Origin of the sequence: Saccharothrix violaceirubra (assembly GCF_014203755.1) — a bacterium.
Classification (GTDB): domain Bacteria; phylum Actinomycetota; class Actinomycetes; order Mycobacteriales; family Pseudonocardiaceae; genus Actinosynnema; species Actinosynnema violaceirubrum.
Window position 1 is genome coordinate 1337945 of record NZ_JACHJS010000001.1, and the last position, 23054, is coordinate 1360998.

At 71.4% G+C, this 23054-nt stretch carries 24 protein-coding genes; 15 read left to right on the forward strand and 9 right to left on the reverse strand.

Annotated elements, in window-relative coordinates; genetic code table 11:
* Window positions 1–12: 12 nt before the first annotated feature.
* Window positions 13–492 carry a hypothetical protein gene (locus F4559_RS06840; protein ID WP_184666778.1) on the reverse strand — a complete coding sequence of 160 codons (480 nt, stop codon included), beginning with the start codon at window positions 490–492 and terminating at the stop codon, window positions 13–15.
* A gap of 701 nt (window positions 493–1193) precedes the next feature.
* Entirely contained in the window at window positions 1194–2138 is a 945-nt protein-coding gene (locus F4559_RS06845) for a helix-turn-helix domain-containing protein (RefSeq protein WP_184666779.1), read from the reverse strand.
* A gap of 87 nt (window positions 2139–2225) precedes the next feature.
* Between F4559_RS06845 and F4559_RS35790 the strand changes: the two genes are divergently transcribed.
* From F4559_RS35790 to F4559_RS06855, 3 genes are all read left to right on the forward strand, one after another.
* Complete coding sequence (locus F4559_RS35790) at window positions 2226–2354, forward strand: hypothetical protein (protein WP_281386276.1); 129 nt, start codon at window positions 2226–2228, stop codon at window positions 2352–2354.
* Between the two features lie 124 nt (window positions 2355–2478).
* The gene (locus tag F4559_RS06850; RefSeq protein ID WP_312865472.1) at window positions 2479–3942 is read left to right on the forward strand and encodes an NF041680 family putative transposase; all 1464 of its coding nucleotides are present in this window, start codon (window positions 2479–2481) and stop codon (window positions 3940–3942) included.
* Between the two features lie 117 nt (window positions 3943–4059).
* Entirely contained in the window at window positions 4060–5058 is a 999-nt protein-coding gene (locus F4559_RS06855) for an IS481 family transposase (protein WP_184666781.1), read from the forward strand.
* Here the strand turns inward: F4559_RS06855 and yaaA are convergent.
* Window positions 5055–5801: a peroxide stress protein YaaA gene (gene yaaA, locus F4559_RS06860; RefSeq protein ID WP_184666783.1), complete on the reverse strand. Its 747-nt coding sequence runs from the start codon at window positions 5799–5801 to the stop codon at window positions 5055–5057. The two genes, F4559_RS06855 and yaaA, sit on opposite strands and share 4 nt — an antisense overlap.
* Before the next feature lie 605 nt (window positions 5802–6406).
* Complete coding sequence (locus tag F4559_RS06865) at window positions 6407–6757, reverse strand: VOC family protein (protein WP_184666785.1); 351 nt, start codon at window positions 6755–6757, stop codon at window positions 6407–6409.
* A 178-nt stretch (window positions 6758–6935) separates the two neighbouring features.
* Between F4559_RS06865 and F4559_RS06870 the strand changes: the two genes are divergently transcribed.
* Entirely contained in the window at window positions 6936–8681 is a 1746-nt protein-coding gene (locus tag F4559_RS06870; protein ID WP_184666787.1) for a proline--tRNA ligase, read from the forward strand.
* On the opposite strand, the gene F4559_RS06875 is transcribed toward F4559_RS06870, so the two are convergent.
* The 3 genes from F4559_RS06875 to F4559_RS06885 are packed head-to-tail and all read right to left on the reverse strand — an operon-like array spanning window position 8678 to window position 10877.
* On the reverse strand, window positions 8678–9367 hold the full coding sequence (locus tag F4559_RS06875; protein ID WP_184666789.1) for an HAD family hydrolase: 690 nt from the start codon (window positions 9365–9367) through the stop codon (window positions 8678–8680). The two genes, F4559_RS06870 and F4559_RS06875, sit on opposite strands and share 4 nt — an antisense overlap.
* Window positions 9364–10419: a DUF8017 domain-containing protein gene (locus F4559_RS06880; protein WP_184666791.1), complete on the reverse strand. Its 1056-nt coding sequence runs from the start codon at window positions 10417–10419 to the stop codon at window positions 9364–9366. The genes F4559_RS06875 and F4559_RS06880 overlap by 4 nt, the downstream gene beginning before the upstream one ends.
* A 50-nt stretch (window positions 10420–10469) precedes the next feature.
* Window positions 10470–10877: a YjbQ family protein gene (locus tag F4559_RS06885; protein WP_184666793.1), complete on the reverse strand. Its 408-nt coding sequence runs from the start codon at window positions 10875–10877 to the stop codon at window positions 10470–10472.
* A 40-nt stretch (window positions 10878–10917) separates the two neighbouring features.
* Here F4559_RS06885 and F4559_RS06890 point away from each other — a divergent pair, with 40 nt between their 5' ends.
* The 3 genes from F4559_RS06890 (at window position 10918) to F4559_RS06900 (ending at window position 13226) form a co-directional block, all read left to right on the forward strand.
* Window positions 10918–11385: a DUF4442 domain-containing protein gene (locus tag F4559_RS06890; RefSeq protein ID WP_184666795.1), complete on the forward strand. Its 468-nt coding sequence runs from the start codon at window positions 10918–10920 to the stop codon at window positions 11383–11385.
* 43 nt (window positions 11386–11428) lie between these two features.
* Window positions 11429–12430, forward strand: a complete 1002-nt coding sequence (locus F4559_RS06895) for an aminotransferase class V-fold PLP-dependent enzyme (protein ID WP_184666797.1) — start codon at window positions 11429–11431, stop codon at window positions 12428–12430.
* Between the two features lie 130 nt (window positions 12431–12560).
* The gene (locus F4559_RS06900) at window positions 12561–13226 is read left to right on the forward strand and encodes a hypothetical protein (RefSeq protein ID WP_184666800.1); all 666 of its coding nucleotides are present in this window, start codon (window positions 12561–12563) and stop codon (window positions 13224–13226) included.
* On the opposite strand, the gene F4559_RS06905 is transcribed toward F4559_RS06900, so the two are convergent.
* Window positions 13223–13651 (reverse strand): ferritin-like domain-containing protein, encoded by a 429-nt coding sequence (locus tag F4559_RS06905; protein WP_312865496.1) that lies wholly within the window; start codon window positions 13649–13651, stop codon window positions 13223–13225. The two genes, F4559_RS06900 and F4559_RS06905, sit on opposite strands and share 4 nt — an antisense overlap.
* Window positions 13648–14091: a hypothetical protein gene (locus tag F4559_RS06910; protein ID WP_312865497.1), complete on the reverse strand. Its 444-nt coding sequence runs from the start codon at window positions 14089–14091 to the stop codon at window positions 13648–13650. Before F4559_RS06910 ends, F4559_RS06905 begins: the two co-directional genes overlap by 4 nt.
* A 139-nt stretch (window positions 14092–14230) precedes the next feature.
* Between F4559_RS06910 and rimP the strand changes: the two genes are divergently transcribed.
* From rimP to F4559_RS06950, 8 genes are all read left to right on the forward strand, one after another.
* Window positions 14231–14755: a ribosome maturation factor RimP gene (gene rimP, locus F4559_RS06915; RefSeq protein WP_184666804.1), complete on the forward strand. Its 525-nt coding sequence runs from the start codon at window positions 14231–14233 to the stop codon at window positions 14753–14755.
* Window positions 14752–15765: a transcription termination factor NusA gene (nusA, locus tag F4559_RS06920; protein WP_184666806.1), complete on the forward strand. Its 1014-nt coding sequence runs from the start codon at window positions 14752–14754 to the stop codon at window positions 15763–15765. Before rimP ends, nusA begins: the two co-directional genes overlap by 4 nt.
* Window positions 15766–15895: 130 nt before the next feature.
* The gene (locus F4559_RS06925) at window positions 15896–16135 is read left to right on the forward strand and encodes a YlxR family protein (RefSeq protein WP_376774708.1); all 240 of its coding nucleotides are present in this window, start codon (window positions 15896–15898) and stop codon (window positions 16133–16135) included.
* 88 nt (window positions 16136–16223) lie between these two features.
* Window positions 16224–19250 carry a translation initiation factor IF-2 gene (gene infB, locus F4559_RS06930; RefSeq protein WP_184666808.1) on the forward strand — a complete coding sequence of 1009 codons (3027 nt, stop codon included), beginning with the start codon at window positions 16224–16226 and terminating at the stop codon, window positions 19248–19250.
* A 70-nt stretch (window positions 19251–19320) separates the two neighbouring features.
* The gene (locus tag F4559_RS06935) at window positions 19321–19614 is read left to right on the forward strand and encodes a DUF503 domain-containing protein (RefSeq protein WP_184666810.1); all 294 of its coding nucleotides are present in this window, start codon (window positions 19321–19323) and stop codon (window positions 19612–19614) included.
* A gap of 18 nt (window positions 19615–19632) precedes the next feature.
* On the forward strand, window positions 19633–20082 hold the full coding sequence (rbfA, locus tag F4559_RS06940; RefSeq protein ID WP_184666812.1) for a 30S ribosome-binding factor RbfA: 450 nt from the start codon (window positions 19633–19635) through the stop codon (window positions 20080–20082).
* Window positions 20083–20093: 11 nt separating this feature from the next.
* Window positions 20094–21092, forward strand: a complete 999-nt coding sequence (locus F4559_RS06945) for a DHH family phosphoesterase (protein ID WP_184666814.1) — start codon at window positions 20094–20096, stop codon at window positions 21090–21092.
* A gap of 76 nt (window positions 21093–21168) precedes the next feature.
* Window positions 21169–22485: an MATE family efflux transporter gene (locus F4559_RS06950; protein ID WP_184666816.1), complete on the forward strand. Its 1317-nt coding sequence runs from the start codon at window positions 21169–21171 to the stop codon at window positions 22483–22485.
* The last annotated feature ends 569 nt before the right edge of the window (window positions 22486–23054 follow it).

Below are 23054 nucleotides of genomic sequence, written 5' to 3' on the forward strand. Positions count from 1 at the left end.
GTCGCGACCGGTCTATCGGTGGAACCCCGCGCGACGGCCCAGCCACGCCTCGCCGAGGCTGCCGAACACCTTCGAGTCGTGCCGGAGGACGCGTTCGTCGTGCCAGTGCTCGGCCAACGGGGCGGCGGCGAGCATGTGTCGTCGTGCCGCCGCGCTGAACCTGATCAGTGCGACGAGGGCCGCGTCGGCTTCGTCGGCGGGCAGCGGCACGACCGACGCGGGCATCGGCAGCGCGAGGTCGACCCGGGCGAACGTGGCCGACGTGCCCAGATCGCGGGCGAGTTGGAATTCGACCGCCTCGGCGTTGCCCTGTCGACGTCGCCACATGAGGTCCACTGTGGACAGGCGAAGGCCGAGCAGTCGGGCCGTGCGCAGTCCCGACCACGCCTGCTCGAGCGCTTTCGGCGCGTCGTCGGCCGGGGATTCGAGTTCCTCGGCCAAGCCGCGCACCAGTGCGGGTGCGACGACGTCGGCGGGTGTGTCGGGGGTCACTCCGGCATTCTGGCAGGAATGTCACACGACGTGACAAGTCACGATCCGGCAATACGTAAAGTGCGGAAATCGGTGGGCATTCGGCGTGCGTGCGGCGGCAACGCATTAAGGTCCCCTTCCGTTCCGGAATGGCCTTTTCTTTCGTTGTGGGCGGGCGTCGGGGTGTCGACCCGATCCCGGGTGAACCGGTGCGGTCCGCACTCTCCTGGAAGCGGACCGTTGGTCCGCTCCGGTTGTCGCGGCGACCGGATCCGCGGCGTGGTCCGGGTGGGGACGCGGGGCGATCGCGTACCCGGTCGACGTCACCATGTCGTGGCTCGACCTGCGACACATCGTCGTGTCGCCGTACCGGTTTCGGTCGCACCCGGCGTCGACGTCGTCGGATACGGGACCGTGTCGAATGCCGGGACGTGCCCTTCGATCGTCTCGGTGTCGACGATGCCGGTGGTCGGTCGATGCGGTGTCGTCGACGCCGGCGCGGTGTCGACGGCGAGAACATCGACCGTCACCGTGTCGGCGACACCGACGTTGGCCGCCGCTGTGTCGACAACGTGGACGCCGTATCCGCTGCGTGTCGTCGACGCGGTCGTGTACCGCGCAAGAGTTGACGACGTGGGCGTCGGTCACGGTGACGTCCGCCGAGCGAGGAGTCTCGCGTCGTGGTGACGGCGACAGTGGAACGTGACTCCCGAATGGGAATGTCAGTGCTGTGCGAACGTGCGTCGATAGTCCTTCGGTGCGACGCCGACGAGCGCGGTGAAGTGGTGGCGCAGCAGCGCGGCCGTGCCGAAACCACAGTGGTGCGCGATCTGTTCGACGGCGAGGTTCGACTCTTCCAGAAGCCTCCTCGCTTTCAGTACGCGTTGTGCCGTGATCCACCGGTGCGGGCTCGTACCGGTTTCCGCCGCGAACCGGCGGGCGAAAGTGCGTTCGGACATCCGGGCGCGGCCCGCGAGAGTGGACACGGTGTGTTCGTCGGCCAATTCCCCCATCAGTTCGGCGAGCAAAGGCTGGAGGCTGTCCGCGCGCACGGGCATCGGTTCTTGGACGAACTGGCGCTGGCCGCCGTCGCGTTGCGGCGCCACGACCATCCGCCGGGCGATCGCGGCCGTGACGGTCGACCCGAGTTCGCGGCGCACCAGGTGCAGGCACGCGTCGATGCCTGCCGCCGTACCCGCGCCGGTGATCACGTCGCCCTCGTCGACGAACAGCACATCGGGGTCGACGCGCACCTTCGGGAACCGGGCGGCGAGGTCGGCCGCGTACCGCCAGTGCGTCGCGCACGTCCGCCCGTCGAGCAGACCCGCCGATGCGAGCACGTACGCGCCGCTGCACACCGACAGCAGCGTGGCGCCCCGACGGTGCGCGGTGCGCAACGCGTCCAGCAGGTCGGCGGGATACTCGTCACGCACCCGTACCGCGGGCATCGCGACCAGATCGGCACTGAGCAACGCGCTGTAGTCGTGGTCGGCCAGCACCGAGACGCCGATCGACGACCGCACCGGCTCCGGGGTCGCCGTGCACACCCGGAAGTCGAACGGCGGTACGCCGTCCTCCGTCCGGTCGACGCCGAAAACCTCGGCCACGACTCCGAACTCGAACGGCGCGAACCCGTGGATCAGCGGTACGGCGACCCTGTGCAGCATGCGACGCAGCGTAGTTGGCAGGATGTTGATGGACAACGGCATCTCTGCCAATGGCGGCATCGGTCCGACAGTCGCATAGTTATGCCCATGACCAACGCTTTGCTACTCGTGCCCCTAGCCGTCCTCGCGCTCGTCGTGTACGGGCTCGAGCACAACCACCGCCGCAACGGCCTGCACCGGCCGGTGTCCGGCAACACGAACGAACCGCTCTACTAGGTGTACTGCCCTGAGCTTGTCTTTTGAGGTCCCGGGCGGTTGACGGACACCCCGGTTGATCACAGAAGCAGCCCTTGGTCGATCATCGCTCTTGCGACAGAAGGACGATCGACCAAAGGGCTGCGTGATCAGTGTGCACCATCTCGACCCCAGATCGGCGCTCGGGGCGTTGTCCGGGTTCCGGCGGGAGTTCCACCGGTGTCTGACCCGTCGGGCGGACGGGTTGTTCGAGCTGGCCGACGCCGTGCTGTGCGCCGACGGACCGGTGCGGACCCTGGTGGGGTTGTCGTTGGCGCCCGAACACCGGCGTGGGCACGGTGGCCTCTACGACGCGGTCAACAACGGCCGCATCGAGGTCGACCGGCTACGCGACGCGCCGGCCGGGACGCCGTTGCCGCGGGCCGCGGACGGCCGCCTGGTGCTCGCGGTCGACGTCTCGCCGTGGTTGCGGCCGGACGGCGCGACCTGCCCGGACCGCACGTTCTGCCACGTCTACGGACGCGGCAGAGGCGAGCACCGCATGATCCCGGGATGGCCGTACTCGTTCGTGGCCGCGCTGGAGACCGGCGGCACGTCGTGGACCGCGCTGCTGGACGCGGTCCGGCTGCCGCCCGGCGCGGACCTCGCCGCGGTGACCGCCGCCCAGGTCCGCGGAGTGGTCCAACGGCTCATCGCCGCCGACCAGTGGCGCCGGGGTGATCCGGAGATCCTGGTGGTGTTCGACGCCGGTTACGACGCGCCCCGCATCGCCCGTCTGCTCGAGGACCTGCCGGTGCGGGTGCTGGGACGGATGCGGTCGGACCGGGTGCTGCGCCGCCCGGGCCCGCCCCGGGTCCACAACCCTCTGGGCGGACGGTTTCGCAAGCACGGCGGCGAGTTCGTCTTCGGCGACCCCGCCACCTGGGGCGCCGAGGACGTGCTGACCCGCACCGACACCCGTCTCTACGGCACCGCCACCGCACAGGCCTGGAACCGGCTGCACCCGCGACTGACCCGCCGGGCCGCCTGGATCGACCACAGTGGACCGCTGCCGATCGTCGAGGGCACCGTGATCCGACTGACGGTGGAGCGCCTGCCCTCCGGCGGGGTGAACAAACCGGTCTGGCTGTGGTGTTCCGATCCCGACTCCGGCCCGGTCGAGGTCGACCGCTGGTGGCGGGCGTTCCTGCGGCGCTTCGACATCGAGCACACCTTCCGTCTGCTCAAGCAGACGCTCGGCTGGACCAGACCCAGGCTGCGCGATCCCGAGGCCGCCGACCGCTGGACCTGGCTGATCCTGGCCGTCCACGCACAACTGCGCCTGGCCCGCCCGCTGGTCGCCGACCTGCGCCACCCCTGGGAACGACCCGCCGAACCCGCCAGGCTCACCCCGACCCGCGTCCGGCGCGGGTTCCGCAACCTCCACATGAAGATCGCCCGCCCAGCGGCTGCACCGAAACCGGTCCGCCCCGGACCGGGACGACCTCCCGGCTCGAAGAACCGCGCCACCGCACCGCGCTTCGACGTCGGACTCGTCCTGGCCACTGGACGGGCACATACCCGACCGGCCCACCACAAGAAGGGCACCAAACCCCGCCGAACAGGTTAAAAGACAAGCTGAGAGGTTGTGGACGGTCCGACACGTAGTCGGATGATGTTGGAATGAGGGAGGGCCTCCGGGTTCGGTGTGGATTGCGACGTCGACACCGAGCCCACGGAGGCCCTCGTGACCCACGCTAACGCACCCTTGACCGAGCTGGGACGGCTGCGCCTGGCCCGGTGTGTCGTGGACGAGGGGTGGCCGCTGCGGCGGGCGGCCGAGCGGTTCCAGGTCTCGCCGACCACCGCCGCCCGCTGGGCCGACCGTTACCGCGAGCTTGGCGAGGCGGGCCTGGTCGACCGTTCCAGCCGCCCGCACCGCAGCCCGCGTCGCCTGCCCACCCGCCGCGAACGCCGGATCGTCAAGGTCCGCCTGGCGCGTCGGTGGGGCCCGGCCCGCATCGCCCACCTGCTCGGACTGAACCCCTCCACCGTGCACCGGGTGCTGCGCCGCTTCGGCCTGGCCCGCCTGGCCCACCTGGACCGGGCCACCGCCACGCCGGTGCGCCGCTACGAACACGCCGCACCGGGCGACCTGGTCCACGTCGACATCAAGAAGCTCGGCAACATCCCCGACGGCGGCGGCCACAAGGTGCACGGACGGCGGGCCGGCGGGCGCAACAGCTCCGCCCACCGCGACCCGACCAGGCCCCGCAAGGTCCACGGCCGCCCGAACCTCGGCTACGCCTACCTGCACAACGCGGTGGACGACCACTCCCGGCTGGCCTACACCGAGATCCTGCCCGACGAGACCAAGGACACCGCCGCCGCGTTCTGGACCCGGGCACAGGCGTTCTTCCGGGAAGCCGGCGTCACCGTCCGCCGGGTGCTGACCGACAACGGCTCCTGCTACCGCTCACGGCTCTGGCGCGACACCCTCGCCAACGCGGGCATCACCCATAAACGCACCCGCGCCTACCGGCCACAGACCAACGGCAAGGTCGAACGCTTCAACCGCACCCTGCTCGACGAATGGGCCTACGCCCAGGCATACCGGTCTGAGACCGAACGCCGCGAGACGCTGCCGCGGTGGCTGCACACCTATAATCACCACCGCGGCCACACCGCACTCAAAGGCCAACCACCTGCCAGCCGCGTCCCCAACCTCACAGGACAGAACAACTAGGGCTGGGAGACCACCAGGTCGACCGCGTCCGCACCGGTCCGCTCCAGCCGCATCCCCACCCCACCGGCCACCCGGATCAGCTTGGCCACCGAGTCGGGTTCCGCCCGCGACTCCACCAACGCCCGCGCCAGGAAACCCTTGTGCGCCTTGTTGAAGTGGCTCACGGCCTGCCGTCGTCCCGAGTCGTCCTCGGTCACGACCTTCACCACCACGGCACCCGGAATCCGGGCCAGCCCCGAGTACGGACCGCTGCGCAGGTCGACCACGAAGTCGTCCACGCCGGCCAGCGCCGGTTCCAGCACGGGCCGCCACAGCGCGCCCAGCGGACCGACGGCGGGCAGTACGCTGCCGCCCGACAACCGGTACGCCGGAATCGGGTCGCCACCGCGCACCACGCCGAACAACGCCGACGCCACGGCCAGTCGGGCCACCGCCTTGGACTTGCCCGCCCGCGTCAACCCCGCGTAGTCCAACGCGTCGTAGAGCACGCCCGTGTACCGGCTCAACGCGGGTGTCGTCGGGGAGGTGCGCAGCGCCGCGTTGCGCGCCACCTCGTCGGCCTGCCGCTGCGACAGACCCAGCACCGACCGCGCGGTGTCGGGATCGGCGGCCAGCTCCACGACCGCGTCGACCAGCTTGGCGCGTACGGGATTCAGGTCCGGGAACGACAGCGCGTCCAACTCCAGTGGCACGCCGCGGCCACCGATCGACTTGGTCTCCGACGGGGGCAGCAGTACCAGCACGAGCCGGAAGGGTAGCCCCGCCCGGTCGGGCCACCCGCACCGAATCACCGCGCCGCTCGCGGAGTCGGCCGCGTGCCGACCGGACGACCCGTCCGGTCGGGTCCACCACGCCGGTCGCCGCGCGTCCAGCGGACGGCGACGACCGCACCGGTCAGCGACCCGAGCAGACCCATCCGATGGGCGGACCGCCGTTCCGTACGTGGTCCTGCCAGGTCCACTCGCGGTCGGCTGTGCACGCTGCCCTCGGACGATCCACCCGCCGTGGGCGGTCGGGCGACCCGGTCGACGGCGAGGGCGATCACCGTCGACCGGACGACGACGGCGACCGTCGGGGACGACCGAGCCGATGATCACCTCGGACGCCGGCGGGCGACCGCGGTCACCGTCGGGCCGGTGGACGCACGCGTCGGGACCGGTCGGGGCCGCCGTCCGGCCGACGGATGATCACTCCGCGAACGCCGGCTGGGATCGCCTTTCACCAGGCAGGCCATCAGGCCGCGGGCACCGGGGTCGTTCGGCCGGCGGGCGCGACCGGCAGTGGTCCGATCCGCGGTCGATCGGGAGGGAGAGGCGGCCCCGGCGTCACCGACGGACGGGCTGCGTGATCACCCCGGCTGCCCGACGCAGAACTGGTTGCCGTCCGGATCGGCGAGCACCGTCCACTTCAGACCGGGAACGGCGTGCTCGGCCACCTCCGTCGCGCCCAGGGACACCAGCCGCGCCACCTCGGCCACGCGGTCGGCCACGTGCGAGTCGAAGTGGACCCGGTTCTTGCCGCCGACCGCCTCCGGGACCCGCTGGATGCCCAGTCTCACGCCGCCTTCGACCGCCGGGGCGAGGACCACGAACTCGCCCCAGTCGTTCTCGACGGTCGTGCCGAGCGCCTTGGTCCAGAAGTCGACGAGCGGTCGGAGGTCCGTCGTGTCGATGGTCACCATGCCGATGTGCAGTGTCATGGGCGGGACGCTAGTCAGGGGGTCCGACAGTTTCCGGTCCGCTCGGTCCTCGGGGCGTCACACCATCGGGTGGAGTCGGTCGGGTCGGGACCGGCGCCGGAACGCGACAACCCGTTGGAACTGGCACAACGCGGTTCACTACGCTGCTCGCCAAACCCGCGCCAGAGGAGTGCCCACCGTGATCACGAGGATGTCGTCGCTGTTCCTGCGCACCCTGCGCGAGGATCCGGCCGACGCCGAGGTCCCCAGCCACAAGCTGCTGGTCCGCGCCGGCTACGTCCGCCGCGTCGCACCGGGTGGGTACTCCTGGCTGCCGCTCGGTCTGCGCGTGCTGCGCAACATCGAACGGATCGTGCGCGAGGAGATGGACGCGATCGGCGCACAGGAGATCCAGTTCCCCGCGCTGCTGCCCAAGGAACCGTACGAGGCGACCAACCGCTGGACCGAGTACGGCCCGAACCTTTTCCGGCTCAAGGACCGCAAGGGCGCCGACTACCTCCTCGGCCCCACGCACGAGGAGCTGTTCGCGCTCACCGTGAAGGGCGAGTACGCGTCCTACAAGGACTACCCGGTCACGCTCTACCAGATCCAGACCAAGTACCGGGACGAGGCGCGGCCCCGCGCGGGCATCCTGCGCGGTCGCGAGTTCCTCATGAAGGACTCGTACTCGTTCGACCTCACCGACGAGGGCCTCGCGGAGTCCTACGCCGCGCACCGGCGGGCGTACGTCGCCATCTTCGACCGGCTCGGCATGGAGTACGTGATCGTCTCCGCGACGTCCGGCGCCATGGGCGGCTCGGCGTCCGAGGAGTTCCTCGCCGTCGCGCCCACGGGCGAGGACACGTTCGTCCGCAGCACCGGGTCCGACTACGCGGCCAACGTCGAGGCCGTCGTCACGCCCGCGCCCGCCGAGAGCGACCCCGCCGCACGACCCGAGGCCCGCGTCGTGCACACGCCCTCGACACCGACCATCGACTCCCTGGTGGAGTTCCTCGACGGCCTGGGCGAGCGCACCTTCACCGCCGCCGACACGCTGAAGAACGTCCTGGTCAAGACCCGCGCGCCGGGGGAGAAGGACTGGACGCTGCTGGCCATCGGCCTGCCCGGCGACCGCGAGGTCGACCTCAAGCGACTGGAGGCGGCGCTGGAACCCGCCGAGGTCTCGCTGCTCGACGACGCCGACTTCGCGCGCAACGCGTTCCTGGTCAAGGGCTACATCGGGCCGGGCGCGCTCCAGGCCAACGGCGTGCGCTACCTGACCGACCCGCGCGTCGTGCGTGGCACGGCGTGGGTCACCGGCGCGGACAAGGCCGACCACCACGTCGTGGACCTCACCGTCGGCCGCGACTTCACCCCCGACGGTGTCGTGGACGTCGCCGAGGTCCGCGAAGGCGACCCGTCGCCCGACGGGGAGGGCGTGCTCGTCGCCGCGCGCGGCATCGAGATCGGCCACATCTTCCAGTTGGGTCGCAAGTACGCGGACGCGTTCGCGCTCGATGCCCTCGGCCCGGACAGCAAGCCGATCCGGATCACCATGGGCTCGTACGGCATCGGCGTGTCCCGCCTGGTCGCGGCCATCGCCGAGCAGAGCCACGACGACCGTGGCCTGGTGTGGCCGCGCAACGTCGCGCCGTTCGACGTGCACGTGGTCGTGGCGGGCAAGGACGAGACGCTGCTCGCCGGCGGCGAGAAGCTCGCGGGCGAGCTGTCGGCGGCGGGCCTGGACGTCGTGCTCGACGACCGCAAGGCCAGCCCCGGGGTCAAGTTCGCCGACGCCGAGCTGATCGGCGTGCCGACCATCCTCGTGGTCGGGCGCGGTCTGGCCAACGGCGTGGTCGAGGTCAAGGACCGCCGCACGGGCGACCGCGTCGAGGTGCCGGTCGACGACGCCGTCCGGCACCTGCTCGACGTCGTGCGCGGCTAACGGTCCAACACGGCGGCCAACACCGCCGCCGTGTCCGCGAGGTCGGTGAGCACCACGTGCGCGCCGGCCTCGCGGAGTTCGTCGACCGTGCTGCGCCCGGTGGCCACGCCGATGGCGATCGCGTCGTGGTGCAACGCCGCGTCCACGTCGTGCGGCGTGTCGCCGACGACCACGGCCCGGAACTCGCGGCCGTGCTTGGCCGCCGCCAGTCGCTTCGCCTCCAGCACCAGCGCGGGCCGGTGCTCGGACACGTGGCCGTAGCCGCCGATCTCGAAGTCGACGTGCGGGTGCAGCCCGAACGCCTCCATCTTGAACCGCGCGATCTCCACCAGGTTGCCCGTCACCAGCGACTGGACCACGTCGTCACGTCCGGACAACGCCTCCAACGCGGCGAGCGCACCCGGCAGCACCCGGCCCAGTCCGGACAACGCGTGGTACTCCCGCGCGGCCACGCCGACCAGTTCCGCGTGCAACGCCTCGATCAGCTCGTCGGTGGGCTCCAAGTCGTGCGCGGTCAGCAGTTCCATCGTGATCGCGCGTTCGGTGCGCCCCGGGAAGCTGGGCACCACCCGCAGGTCGAGCCCGGCCGCCTCGCGCAACGCCGTGCGATACCACTGGTGGCCCAGGCCTCGAGCGTCGAGCAGCGTCAGGTCGATGTCCCACAGGACCAGCGTGTGCCCGCTCATCGCACCAGCGGCTTGACAGAGTCGATCATGGCCTGGAGATCGGCCTCGCGCACCGGTGCCGGCGACGCGGGACCGCCTTCGAGGTCGCCGTTGGCCATGAACACGTGGAAGCCCTTGTCGCCGACCAGCACCAGGATCTTGACCATGCCCTTGGTGGCCAGGCACTCGCTGCCGCTGGTGATCGCCGTACCGTCGACCTGCACGCCCTGGACCTCGCCCGCCGAGCCGTCGGCCTTCTTGAACGGGATCTTGACCTGCTTGGGCTCGCCCACCTTCACCTCGAGGTTGGGGGCCGAGGCGTAGTACTGCTTGGTCAGCTTCTGGGCGAAGTCCTTGGCCACGGTGTTCAGGTCGGTCTGCGGCACGACCACGCCGCCGGTGCCGCCGCGGTTGTAGCCGTTGCCGCCGCAGTCGTACACCGCGTGCACGGTCAGCCCGGTGAGCTTGGCGTCGATGCCGTCGACGGCGGCCGTGCCGTTCTTCGGCGACCAGTCTTTGGGCACGTCGTAGCTGTAGGAGAGCGCGGGGACGGGCAGGCAGTTCCAGTCCGCTTTGGCCGCCTTGCACGTCGTCGGCGTGCCCGTGGTGCCGGACGGCGGCGCGCTCGTGGTCGGCTTGGCCGCCGAGCCGGTCGTCGTGGCGGGCGCGGACTGCGACGTGTCCGGGCCCGCGGTTTTCTGCGAGTCGTCGCCCTTGGTGAGGATCACGGCCGTGATGCCGCCGCCGATCAGCAGCACTACGACGACGCCGAGGGTGATCCACAGTCCGGTGCGGTTCTTCCGGGGCGGCTCCTCGCCGCCGGAGAACACGCCGAGGCCGCCGTACCCGCCGTAGCCCTGCTGTCCGCCGTAACCCGGTTGGGTATATCCGGGGTTGCCCTGCTGGTCGTAGCCGTAGGTCGGCTGGTCGTAGGCCGGGCCGTAGCCGGGCTGTCCGTACCCCTGCTGTCCACCTGGGGCAGGCTGCTGGGGATGGCCGTACCGCTGCTGATTCCAGTCGCCCTGGCCGGGCTGTCCGCCCCAGCCGCTCGGCCCGTCACCTGGGTGAGTCACGCCGCAGACGGTACCGCGCCGGGTCGCCCGATCGGGGCTGACCAGGCAGGTCACCCCGGCAGGAAACTCAACCGGACCCGGCGGACGGGATTGTCGACGTTCGTGTCGACGAGGCAGATCGACTGCCACGTGCCCAGCGCGAGCACACCGCCGAGCACGGGCACCGTCGCGTAGGGCGGCACGAGCGCGGGCAGGACGTGGTCACGTCCGTGGCCCGGGGTGCCGTGTCGGTGCCGCCAGCGGCCGTCGGCGGGCAGCAGGTCGCGCAGGGCGGTGAGCAGGTCGTCGTCGCTGCCCGCGCCGGTCTCCAGGATCGCGAGCCCGGCGGTGGCGTGCGGCACCCACACGTGCAGCAGGCCGTCGCCGTCGACGTCGGCCAGGAACCGCTCGCACACACCGGTCAGGTCGTGCACGACCTCCTCGGTGCCGGTAGTGATGTCGACCTCTTCGCTGCGCATGGGTCGAGCTTAGAAATTACCGGTGGGTAACCTGGTGCCTGTGAAGGCGTCGACTCTGCGTCGCGGCATGAACCTCTGGCCGCCGTTCCTGTTCAGCGGCATCCGCGTGGTCGAGATCTCCGACGACTACCGGTACGCGCGTGTGCGGATGCGGTTGCGGCCGTGGAACCGCAACTTCGTGGGCACCCACTTCGGCGGTTCCCTGTTCGCGATGACCGATCCGTTTTGGATGCTCCTGGTGCTCCACAACCTCGGTCGCGACTACGTCGTGTGGGACCGCGCGGGCGAGATCGAGTTCCTCCGACCCGGACGCGGCACGGTCGCGGCCGAGTTCCGGCTGACCGACGAGCACGTCGACGAGATCCGTGCGCGTACCGGCGACGGCGACAAAGCGCTGCTCTGGTTTCCGGTCGACGTCGTGACACCGGACGGCCAGGTCGTCGCGCGTGTCCGGAAACAGGTCTACGCCCGGCGCAAGAACCGCGACCACGTACCGTCTGGGGCCTGAAACCGGATGGACAACCGCCCCGTACGCCACTCCGATGGGTGGCATGCGTACGGCTTTCGGTGAGTCTTTCGACGTCCCCGTCGGTTACCTCAACACCGCGAGCAGCGGGATCCCGCCGGTGGCGGCGACCCGTGCGGTGATCGACCGCGTGCGCAGGTGGAGTGCGGGAGGGGAACGGGACGCGGCGCACGTGCCCGAGGCGGACGACGCTCGCGCGGCGTTCGGCCGGCTCGTGGGCGTGCCTCACGACCGTGTCGCGCTCGGTGCGACCGTTTCGCAACTTGTCGCGGGCATCGCGACCGGATTGCCCGACGATGCGTCCGTCGTCGTCGCCGAGGGCGACTTCACGTCGTTGACCGCGCCGCTGGCCGCGCGAGGGTTGCGGATCACCGAAGTGCCGTTGGTCGACGTGGCGGACGCGGCACCGGGCCACGACCTGGTCGCCGTGAGCGTCGCGCAGTCGGCGGACGGTCGGCTGGTCGACCTCGACGGCCTGCGGACGTGCGGCGTGCCCGTGCTGCTCGACGCGTCACAGGCGGTGGGCTGGCTGCCGTTGTCCGCGGCCTGGGCGGACTACGTGGTCGCGGTCGGCTACAAGTTCCTGCTCGCGCCCAAGGGCACGGCGTGGCTGGCGATGTCCGAGGCTGCGCTCGCCCGCGGTGTCCCGGTCACCGCGAACTGGTTCGCGGGAGAAGACCGGCGGGCGTCGATGTACGGGCTGCCGGTCGGACTCGCGTCCTCGGCGCGACGGTTCGACATCACGCCGGCGCCCTTCGCGCAGACCGGCGCTGCCGTCACCCTGCCCTGGCTCGCGGCCCTCGACCGGGAGGCCGTCCGCGATCATGTCGTGGGCCTTGCCGACCGCCTGCGCGCCGGACTCGGGCTCGGACCCGGCGGGACGGCGATCGTGTCCGTCCCCGCGTCCGCCGAGCGGCTCGCCGCCGCCGGGGTGACGTCGAGCGCGCGTGCCGGACGCGTCCGCCTGTCGTTTCACCTGTACAACACGGTCGAGGACGTCGATCTTGTGCTCGAAGCGCTGACCTGACGCGAGTCCGTTACCGTGAGTCTTCGTGTCGGTACCTCCCGAATCACCTGAAGAGGTGACGCAGCGGATACCTCCGGTGCCACCGAGTCCACCGGTCCAACGGGCTGTCCGGGCGTCGGACACCGCGCCGATGTGGCGCTCGGAGGTCGGCAGCCTCGACGCCATGATGGGCGCGCCGCCGCGACCGTCCCCGCCCGCCCGCCAGGGTTGGCTGGTCAAGGCGGCCGGGCTGCTCGCGATCGCGGTCGTGTCCGGCCTGGTCTGGGTCGTGGTCTTCGCGCCCGACGACGAGCCCGAGGGGCCGCTGCCGGTGCCCGGTCAGTCGGCCTCGGCCAAGAACGCCAAGTTCCAGCCGTCGCCGCAGGTGCCCGAGCCGTTGAAGGACTCCGACTGTGCGCCGCACGCGTACGGCAAGACCAAGGAGTTCCTCACCGCCACACGCTGCCGCCAGCTCACCCGCCAGTTGTTCACCAGCACCACGACGGACGGCCGGACCGTGTACACGTCGGTGTCCGTGGTGCGCATGGCATCGGCCGACGACGCGGCCAAGCTGCGCGACCTCACCACCAAGGACGGCACCGGCAACGTCAACGACCTGGTCAAGGACGGCGCCGTCACGGTGCCCGGACTGCGCACCCTCGCGTCCGGCGGCTACGCGTCCGAGCAGCAGGACAGCGATGTCGTGATCGTCGAGTCGGACAGCGTCGACCGGAATCCGGACACCTCCGCGCACAACGCCGAGATGAAGCGGGTCAGCACCGAGGCGCTCGGCCTGGCCGCCTCGCTCACCGACTAGCCGGCCGCGGTACCGGGCAGGGCGATGGACGCGGGGGTGATCCCGGCCAGCCGGCGCCACCGCGTGGCCCGCACGGCCGACGTCGTCAACGCGTCCAGCGCCGCTGTACGCACCGTCGTGTCCTCGGTCCGGTCCAGCACGCCACGCCACGCCACGCACGCGTCCGTCTCGACCGAGACCAGCGCGGCCATGGCCGTCGGTGCGCCATCCACGGGCCGCGGCGGCAGGTAGGCCACGGCGGGCGGCTGAGGTGTCGCCCCCGCGTCCCGCAGCCACCGCTCGGTCGCGTCCCGCCGTGCCCGGTGCGCGTCCGCGCCCTCGGCGACAGCCGCCGCCTGCTCGTCGATGAACGCGCTGACCAGACCGTACGTCCAGACCGCCGCGTGTTCGGCGGCCAGTGCCCGCTGCACTGCCTCGACGCTCACGACAACACCTCCAGCAGGCTCGCGCACCCGGCCGCGATCGACCCGACGAGCCCCGCCCGGTACGTGGGCACGCCCGGCAGCAGGTCCACCGCCTGCTTCTGCGCCGCCTTGATCGCCGTGATCAACGCCTCGCGGGTCGCGTTCGCGGGCGGCGTCGCCGACACGGCCGTCGTCGTCGCGACGGGCGAACCGGAGATCCTGGGCATCGCCCGGTCCAGCTCGGCCTGCAACGACTTCGCGTGCTCGGTCCGGGCCGCGGCCGTCTCGGGCGCGCCGACCGCCTCAGCGAGCGCGGCGTCCGACCGTGCCGCGCGCAGCAGCGGTTCCAGCGCGTCCGGCGGCGGAGGTTGCGGTGGTGGGGTGGTGCACGCTGCCGCCAGGGGAGCCGCGGCCAGTGCGAGCAGCAGGCCGCGCCTGGTGAGCGCCGTTCTTCCGATCACGTCCGCCGATCCTGCCAGAGCGACGCGAGGCGTGCGGCAGCCGCCGGAGGGGATAGTCTGGGCGACCACGACCGGCGAGTGCAGCGTCGGTCGGGGCCGTCATGCGATCTGCACTCCACAGCCGTGAAGGAGTCGCCACGTGTCCAGCCCGCCGCGCGGAGAACTCGCCGCGCAGCTCACACCCGTCGTGCGGGAAGCGGTCGAGGCCATCGGCTTCGACCTCGAATCGCTCGACGTGAACCAGGCTGGGCGTCGAAGGCTGGTCAAGGTTGTCGTCGACGGCGACGACGGCATCGGTCTGGACGAGGTCGCCCAGGCCAGCCGTGCCGTGTCCGCCGCGCTCGACGCCAACGAGCACCTGATCGCGGGGCCGTACACCCTCGAGGTGACCTCGCCGGGTGCCGACCGCCCGCTCACCAGGCCGCACCACTGGCGGCGCAACCGGCTTCGGCTGGTCAAGGTCAAGCCCGTCGACGCGGTCGAGTTCTTCGGCCGGGTCGGCGACGTCGACGAGACGGGGGTCGTGCTGCTGGTCAAGGGTGGGCTGCGCCGCGTCGAATTCCGCACGGTCGAGCGCGCCGTGGTCGAGGTCGAGTTCAAGCAGCCGCCCGTCGAGGAACTCGCCCTCCTGGAGGGCAAGCACGTGGAGGAGGAGTCGGAGTGAACGTCGACATCGCCGCTCTCAGGGCGATCGAACGGGACAAGGACATCCCCTTCGACACCGTGCTGGAAGCCATCGAGACCGCGCTGCTCACCGCGTACAAGCACACCGACGGGCATCATTCGCACTCGCGGGTGGAGATCGACCGCAAGACCGGCGTGGTCCGGGTCCTGGCCCAGGAGATCGGCCAGGACGGCACCGTGCTGGAGGAGTGGGACGACACCCCCGAGGGCTTCGGTCGCATCGCCGCCACGACCGCGCGTCAGGTCATCCTCCAGCGCCTGCGTGACGCCGAGCACGAACGAACGTTCGGCGAGTTCTCCGCGAAGGAGGGCGAGATCGTCGGCGGCGTCGTCCAACGTGACGCCCGTGCCAACGCCCGCGGCATGGTCGTGGTCCAGGTCGGCGACACCGAGGGCGTGCTGCCGCCCGCCGAACAGGTGCCCGGGGAGTCCTACGAGCACGGCTCGCGCATCAAGTGCTACGTGGTCGGTGTGTCACGCAGCGCGCGCGGTCCGCAGATCACCCTGTCCCGCACGCACCCGAACCTCGTGCGCAGGCTGTTCGCGCTGGAGGTGCCGGAGATCGCCGACGGCACCGTGGAGATCCCCGCGGTGGCACGTGAGGCGGGTCACCGTTCCAAGATCGCGGTCCGGTCGACGGTGTCCGGCGTGAACGCCAAGGGCGCGTGCATCGGGCCCATGGGCGCCCGCGTGCGCAACGTCATGAGCGAGCTGGCCGGTGAGAAGATCGACATCATCGACCACTCCGACGACCCGGCCACGTTCGTCGGGAATGCCTTGTCCCCGGCCAAGGTCGTGTCCGTGCGGGTGCTCGACGAGCGCGCCAAGACGGCCCGGGTCGTGGTACCGGACTTCCAGCTCTCCCTCGCCATCGGCAAGGAGGGCCAGAACGCCCGGTTGGCCGCCCGTCTGACCGGCTGGCGGATCGACATCCGGTCCGACGCGGAGGCGGCTTCGGCCGGTGCCGCGACATCCGGTTCGGCTGATTGAGCATCAGGAGATAGACTTCTCAGTGGTTCGACGTCGGGGATCGGTTTTCACGCGCGTCAGCGGTCCAATCCGCACGTGCATAGGGTGCCGCGCTCGGACGTCGCCCTCCGAGTTGCTGCGCGTGGTGGTAGTGGACGGGACCGTGGTCCCGGACCTCCGCCGGCGGTCGCCCGGACGGGGTGCCTGGCTGCATCCCGATCAGGACTGCCTTCGCGCCGCCGAGAAGCGCAGGGCGTTCCCCCGGGCCTTCAAGGTCCAGGGGGTGCTCGACGTCGACGGTGTGCGCGTTCACCTCGCACGGCTTGGGAAGACGGACCCGGGATCGCCCCGGGTCCGGCAGGAAGCAGGGAAGCAGGTCGACCCGTCATGAGTCAGCCGTGAAGCTGAAGACATGAACGCGCGACGTTAAGACGAGGTCGTCGGGACTTGCCCGCCGGCCTCATCACCTGAGGAGTGCAGTGGCAGGCAAGGCCCGCGTGCACGAGCTCGCGAAGGAGCTCGGAGTCACGAGCAAGGAACTACTCAACAAGCTCGCCGACCAGGGTGAGTACGTCAAGTCCGCGTCCAGCACCGTCGAGGCGCCCGTCGCCCGACGGCTGCGTGACGCCTACGCCAAGAACGAGTCGAAGCCCAAGCCGGCCGGCAAGCCCGGCCCGCCGCCGAAGCCCCAGGCTCCGGCGCCGCAGCAGCAGGCCGAGACCAGGACCGAGGCGGCCCGCCCGGCGGCGCCCGCCTCCAAGCCCGGCCCGCGTCCCCTCCCGGGGCCGAAGCCGCAGGGACCCAAGCCCGTGTCGGCCAAGCCGGTCGCACCCGTGCCGCCGGCCCATCCGGTAGCGCCCGCCGCCCAGGCGGCGACCCCGGCACCGGCGGCGCCCCAGGCGCCCGCCAAGCCCTCCGGTCCGCGTCCCGGTCCCCGACCGGAGCGTCAGCAGCCCGCCGCGGCGCAGGGCGGCCAGTCCGTCGTGCCGCCGAAGCCGCAGGCGCCCAAGCCCGCCGGCCCCCGGCCGCCGCGTCCGGGCAATAACCCGTTCGGCGTCGGCGGCGGTGCCCCGGCGCCGCGCCCGCAGGCGCCGCGTCCCCAGCCGCCCGGCGGCGACCGCCCCGAGCGTGGTGGCGACCGTCCCGAGCGCGGCCCCAAGCCCGGTGACCCGCGTCCCGCCGGTCCTCGTCCGGGTGGGTCCGCCGGTTCCGGCGGCCCGCGTCCCAACCCCGGCAACATGCCGCCCCGGCCGAACCCGGGCATGATGCCCGGCCGGCCGGCCGGGCCCCGGCCCGGTCCTGGCGGCGGTGGCCGTCCGGGTGGTCCCGGTGGCGGCGGTCGCGGTCCCGGTGGCGGCGGCGGTCGTCCCGGTGGCGGCGGTGGCGGTTTCCGCTCCGGTGGTCCCGGTGGCGGTGGCGGCGGTGGCGGCTTCCGTCCGGGTGGTCCCGGTGGCGGTGGCGGTGGCGGCGGCTTCCGCGGTGGCGGTGGCGGTGGCGCCCCGGCCGGCGGTGGCGGTGGCGGTGGCGGTTTCCGCGGCGGTGGCGGTGGCGGTCGTCCCGGTGGCGGCGGCGGTCGCGGTGGCGCGGCCGGCGCGTTCGGCCGTCCCGGCGGTCCGGCGCGGCGTGGACGCAAGTCCAAGCGCCAGAAGCGCCAGGAGTACATGGACAACATGCAGGCGCCCAGCGTCGGCGGCGTCCGCCTGCCCAAGGGCAGCGGCGAGACGATCCGGCTGCCGCGCGGTGCCTCGCTGACCGACTTCGCCGACAAGATCAATGCCAACCCGGCCTCGCTGGTGCAGGTGCTGTTCCACCTCGGCGAGATGGTCACGGCTACGCAGTCCGTGTCCGACGAGATCCTGGAGCTGCTCGGCTCCGAGATGAACTACGCCGTGCAGGTCGTGTCCCCCGAGGAGGAGGACCGCGAGCTGCTGGAGACGTTCGACATCACCTACGGCGAGGACGCCGGCGACGAGGGCGACCTCCAGGTCCGCCCGCCGGTCGTGACCGTCATGGGCCACGTCGACCACGGTAAGACCCGACTGCTCGACACGATCCGCAAGGCGAAGGTCGCCGAGGGCGAAGCGGGCGGCATCACCCAGCACATCGGCGCCTACCAGGTGACGACCGAGCTGGAGGGCGTCGAGCGCCTCATCACCTTCATCGACACCCCGGGTCACGAGGCGTTCACCGCCATGCGTGCCCGCGGTGCGAACTCGACCGACATCGCGGTGATCGTGGTCGCGGCCGACGACGGCGTCATGCCGCAGACGGTCGAGGCGATCAACCACGCCCAGGCGGCGAACGCCCCGATCGTGGTCGCGGTCAACAAGATCGACAAGGAAGGCGCCAACCCGGCGAAGATCCGCCAGCAGCTCACCGAGTACGGGCTGGTCGCCGAGGAGTACGGCGGCGAGACCATGTTCGTCGACATCTCGGCGAAGCAGGCGGTCAACATCGACGGTCTGCTCGAGGCGATCCTGCTGACCGCCGACGCGTCGCTCGACCTCCGGGCGAACCCGGACATGGAGGCGCAGGGCGTCGCGATCGAAGCGCACCTCGACCGCGGTCGCGGTCCGGTGGCGACGGTCCTGGTCCAGCGCGGCACGCTGCGCGTCGGCGACTCGATCGTCGCGGGCGACGCCTACGGCCGCGTCCGCCGCATGGTGGACGAGCACGGGGACGACGTCACCGAGGCGCTGCCCTCGCGTCCGGTCCAGGTCATCGGTCTGACCTCGGTCCCGGGTGCGGGCGACAGTTTCCTCGTCGTCGACGAGGACCGGGTCGCGCGGCAGATCGCCGAGCGCCGCCAGGCACGCACCCGCAACGCGCTCAACGCCGCGCGGCGCAAGCGCGTCAGCCTGGAGGACCTGGACGCCGCGCTGAAGGAGACCAGCCAGCTCACCCTGATCATCAAGGGCGACAACTCGGGTACCGTCGAGGCCCTCGAGGACGCGCTCATGAAGATCGAGGTCGGCGACGACGTCGAGCTGCGGGTCATCCACCGGGGCGTCGGTGGCATCACCGAGGGCGACATCAACCTCGCCGTCGCGGGTTCGGCCATCGTCCTGGGCTTCAACGTCCGGGCCGAGGGCAAGGCGACCGAGCTGGCGAACCGCGAAGGCGTGGACGTCCGCTACTACACGGTCATCTACCAGGCGATCGACGAGATCGAGCAGGCCCTCAAGGGCATGCTCAAGCCGGAGTACGAAGAGGTCCAGCTGGGCCGCGCGGAGATCCGCGAGGTCTTCAAGTCCTCCAAGGTCGGCACGATCGCGGGTTGCATGGTGCTGTCCGGCGAGATCCGGCGCAACGCCCGTGCCCGTCTGCTGCGCGACAACAACGTCGTCCAGGAGAACCTGCCGGTCAGCTCGCTGCGGCGGTTCAAGGACGACGCGACCGAGGTCCGCGAGGGCTTCGAGTGCGGTCTGACGCTCGGCAACTACGCCGACCTGAAGGTCGGCGACGTCATCGAGACGTTCGAGATGCGCGAGAAGCCGCGCGCCTGATCGTCTCCAGGCAAGTGGTGCGGGGCCGTCCTCCGACGGCCCCGCACCCTCCGACCCATGGTGATGTGCCTTGTTCGTAGGAGCACTTGAACTCGATGTGCTGCTCGGCGACGTCCATTCGCTGAAGCAGAAGCGGTCGGTCGTGAAGCCGGTGGTCGCGGAGTTGCGCCGCAGGTTCGAGGTGTCCGTGGCCGAGGCCGGTCACCTGGACCTGCATCGACGTGCCCTGATCGGAGTGGCGGTCGTGGCCGCCGACGCCGAGCATGTCAGGGACGTCCTGGTCGCGTGCGAGCGACTCGTCGCCGGCCGACCGGAACTGGAACTGCTCTCGGCCCGGCAGCGGCTGCTCGGACCCGAGGACTGAAGAAGAGGAGGGAGCGCCGTGGCCGACCAGGCACGGGCTCGCAAGCTGGCCAAGCGGATCTCGCAGATCGTGGCCTCCGCGCTGGAGCACGAGGTCAAGGACCCCCGCCTGGCCAGGGTGACGATCACCGACACGAAGGTGACCGGCGACCTGCACGACGCCACCGTGTACTACACGGTGCTCGGCGAGAAGCTCGACTCGCCGCCGGACCTCGCCGGTGCCGCCGCCGCCCTGGAGAAGGCCAAGGGCGTGCTGCGCACGATGGTCGGCCAGCAGACCGGCGTCCGGTTCACGCCCACCCTGTCGTTCGTGACCGATACGGTTCCGGAAACGGCACGACAGATGGACGAACTGCTCGCGAAGGCCCGTGAGGCCGACGCCGAGGTCGCCCGCTTGGCGCACGGTGCGCGACACGCCGGCGAAGAGGACCCGTACAAGCCTCCGCGCGAGGCCGAGGACGCGGACTAGCGTCTGTGGTCGTGTCCGATCTGACCTTGGCCCTGGCCGAAGCCGCCCGCGTCCTGCGCGAGGCCACCGACGTGACCCTGCTGGGGCACGTGAACCCGGATGCCGACGCTTTGGGCAGTGCCCTGGCGCTGGGCTTGGCGTTGCACCGACGCGGCGTGCGGGTGCACGTGTCGTTCGGTGCGCCCGAGACCGTGCCGGAGTCGTTGGCGGATCTGGACTCCGAGGGTCTGCTGGTGCCCGCGTCCGAGGTGCCCGCACGGCCCGAAGTGCTGGTCGCGCTGGACGCGGGCAGCGTCGGACGGCTGGGACCGCTGGCCGACCGGGTGGCGACGGCGGGGCAGGTCGTGGTGTTGGACCACCACCTGTCGAACCCGGGCTACGGCACGGTGAACGTCGTCGACCCCACGGCGGAGGCGACGGCCGTGGTGGTGTTGAGACTGCTGGACGAACTGCGGGTGCCGGTGGACGCGGCCATCGCCCGGTGCGTGTACGCGGGGCTCGTGACCGACACGCGGTCGTTCCGGCACGCGACGGCGGCGACGCACCGGATCGCGGCGCGGTTGATCGAGGCGGGCGTGGAACCGGAGGCGGTGAGCCGTCCGTTGATGGACTCGCACCCGTTCGGCTACCTGGGGATGCTGTCCCGGGTGCTGGGCCGGGCGGTGCTGGATTCCGCGGCGGCGGGTGGTCGGGGGCTGGCGTACGCGGTGGTGACGCTGTCCGACGCGGCGGGGTTGCGGCCCGAAGAGGTCGAGAGCGTGGTCGACCTGGTGCGTACGGTGGCGGAGGCCGAGGTCGCGGCCGTGGCGAAAGAGCTGACACCCGGTGTGTGGACGGTGTCGTTGCGCGCGGTGTCGGAGGTGGACGTGCGCGAGGTGGCCCAACTGCTCGGCGGCGGCGGCCACCGGTTGGCCGCCGGGTTCACGGCGACCGGCGACGCCGACGCGGTCATGGCCTCGTTGCGGTCGGCCCTCGACGCGGTGGCCGGTCGACAACACACGATCGTGTAAAAGCCCCCACCCTGTCCCGGAACCGAGAACTGTCGGACCCCCGTGCGAGAGTGATCGCCGAAGGGGGAGAGGTCCGATGACCCGAATACCGCCGCGTCGCGTGCTGGCCTTGGCCGCGCCGGCCCTTGTCGTGCTCGCCGCCGAGCCGCTGTACGTGTTGGTGGACACGGCGGTGGTCGGCCACCTGGGCGCGTTGCCGCTGGCCGGCCTCGCGCTCGGCGGCGTGCTGTTCACCCAGGTCGCCGCGCAGTTGACGTTCCTCTCGTACGGCACTACCGCGCGGGCGGCCCGGTTGTTCGGTGCCGGTCGGCGGGACGAGGCGGTGGGGGAGGGCGTCCAGGCGACGTGGCTGGCGTCGGCGGTCGGAGTGGTCGTGCTACTGCTCGGCCAAGTCCTCGCGAGACCGGCGATGGCGCTGCTCGTCGGCCCGGGGGCGGTGGCGGACGCGGCCGTGTCGTGGCTGCGGATCGCGGTGCTGGGGGCGCCGTTCGTGTTGATCACGTTGGCGGGCAACGGGTGGATGCGTGGCGTGCAGGACACCCGAAGACCGTTGGTCTACGTGGTCGCCGGCAACGGGCTGTCGGCCGTGCTGTGCCCGCTGCTGGTGCATGCCGCCGGGCTCGGCCTGGAAGGGTCGGCGATCGCGAACGTCGTGGCGCAGACCGTGACGGCGGCCTTGTTCCTCAACGCCTTACGGTCGGAGGGCGTGGCCCTGCGGCCGGACTGGCGGCTGATGAAGGCGCAGTTGGGCATCGGGCGCGATCTCGTGTTGCGGAGTCTGGCGTTCCAGGCGTGCTTCCTGTCAGCCGCGGCGGTGGTCGCGCGGACGTCGGTCGGCGCGGTCGGCGCGCACCAGGTGGTGTACCAGCTGTGGACGTTCCTCGCGCTGGTGCTCGACTCCCTGGCGATCGCCGCCCAGTCGATTGTCGGCGCGTCGCTGGGCGCGGGCCGTCGGGAGGAGGCACGCCGCTTCGCGTGGCAGGTGACGGGCTACGGCCTGGTGTTCGGCGTCGTGCTGGGCGTGGTGTTCGCCGGGTTGGCGGGCGTGCTGCCCCGCGTGTTCACGACCGATCAGGCCGTGCTGGGGGAGATTCCGCACGCGTGGTGGTTCTTCGTCCTGCTCCAGCCCGTGGCCGGAGTGGTGTTCGCTTTGGACGGGGTGCTCCTGGGCGCGGGTGATGCCCGCTACCTGCGCACCACGACCCTTCTCGCCGCCGGTGTCGCGTTCCTGCCGTTGATCTGGGCGTCGTACGCGTTCGACTGGGGCCTGGCCGGCGTGTGGACGGGCTTGTCGGCGTTCATGGTCGCCAGACTCGTCGGCCTGGTGACCCGAACCCGTTCCGAACACTGGTCGACCGTCGGCGCGACCACCTCCCCACCCGCGTCCGGCTGAGCCCGTTCTTCCGGTGCTCCGCCGTGTCCTGAGTGCGCGTCTCCGAGGCACGGAGCTACTGGCTGTGAGGCGCGGCGAGCCACCGATCGGCCCGGACTGTCCGGTGCGCCCGGTCGGACCGGCGACCGAGCGCGGCCGTCATCACTGCCCGCCGACGCCCGCGACGTGGTCCAGGGGGCCGGTTCGCCATGAGCTGGTGCGGTCGGCATTGCCCGTGCCACAGGGCGTTCCGAGATCACAGCGTGCGCGAAGGGGTTTTGATCGACGACCGTGGACCCGACCTGGGCAGTTGAGCGCCATTCGGAGTCACCAGCCGGGGCGGTAGTGCTCGGGGTGGCGACGATGTGGACGGTCACGGGGAGTTCACTGCGGTAGCCGGTGGTGGGGATCTTCCGCTGCTCGAGGTGGGTGATGGCCCGTTCGACGGGCGGTCCGAGCTGGTCGACGCTGCGGTTGCGGATCCGGTCTTTCGCTGTGTGGTCGCGGTGGCCGGGGTGTCGCCATCGGGTGGCCTGTGCGAGTGGGGGCGTAGCGGTCGGGGCAGGAGTCGGTCGACGCGGGTGACCGAC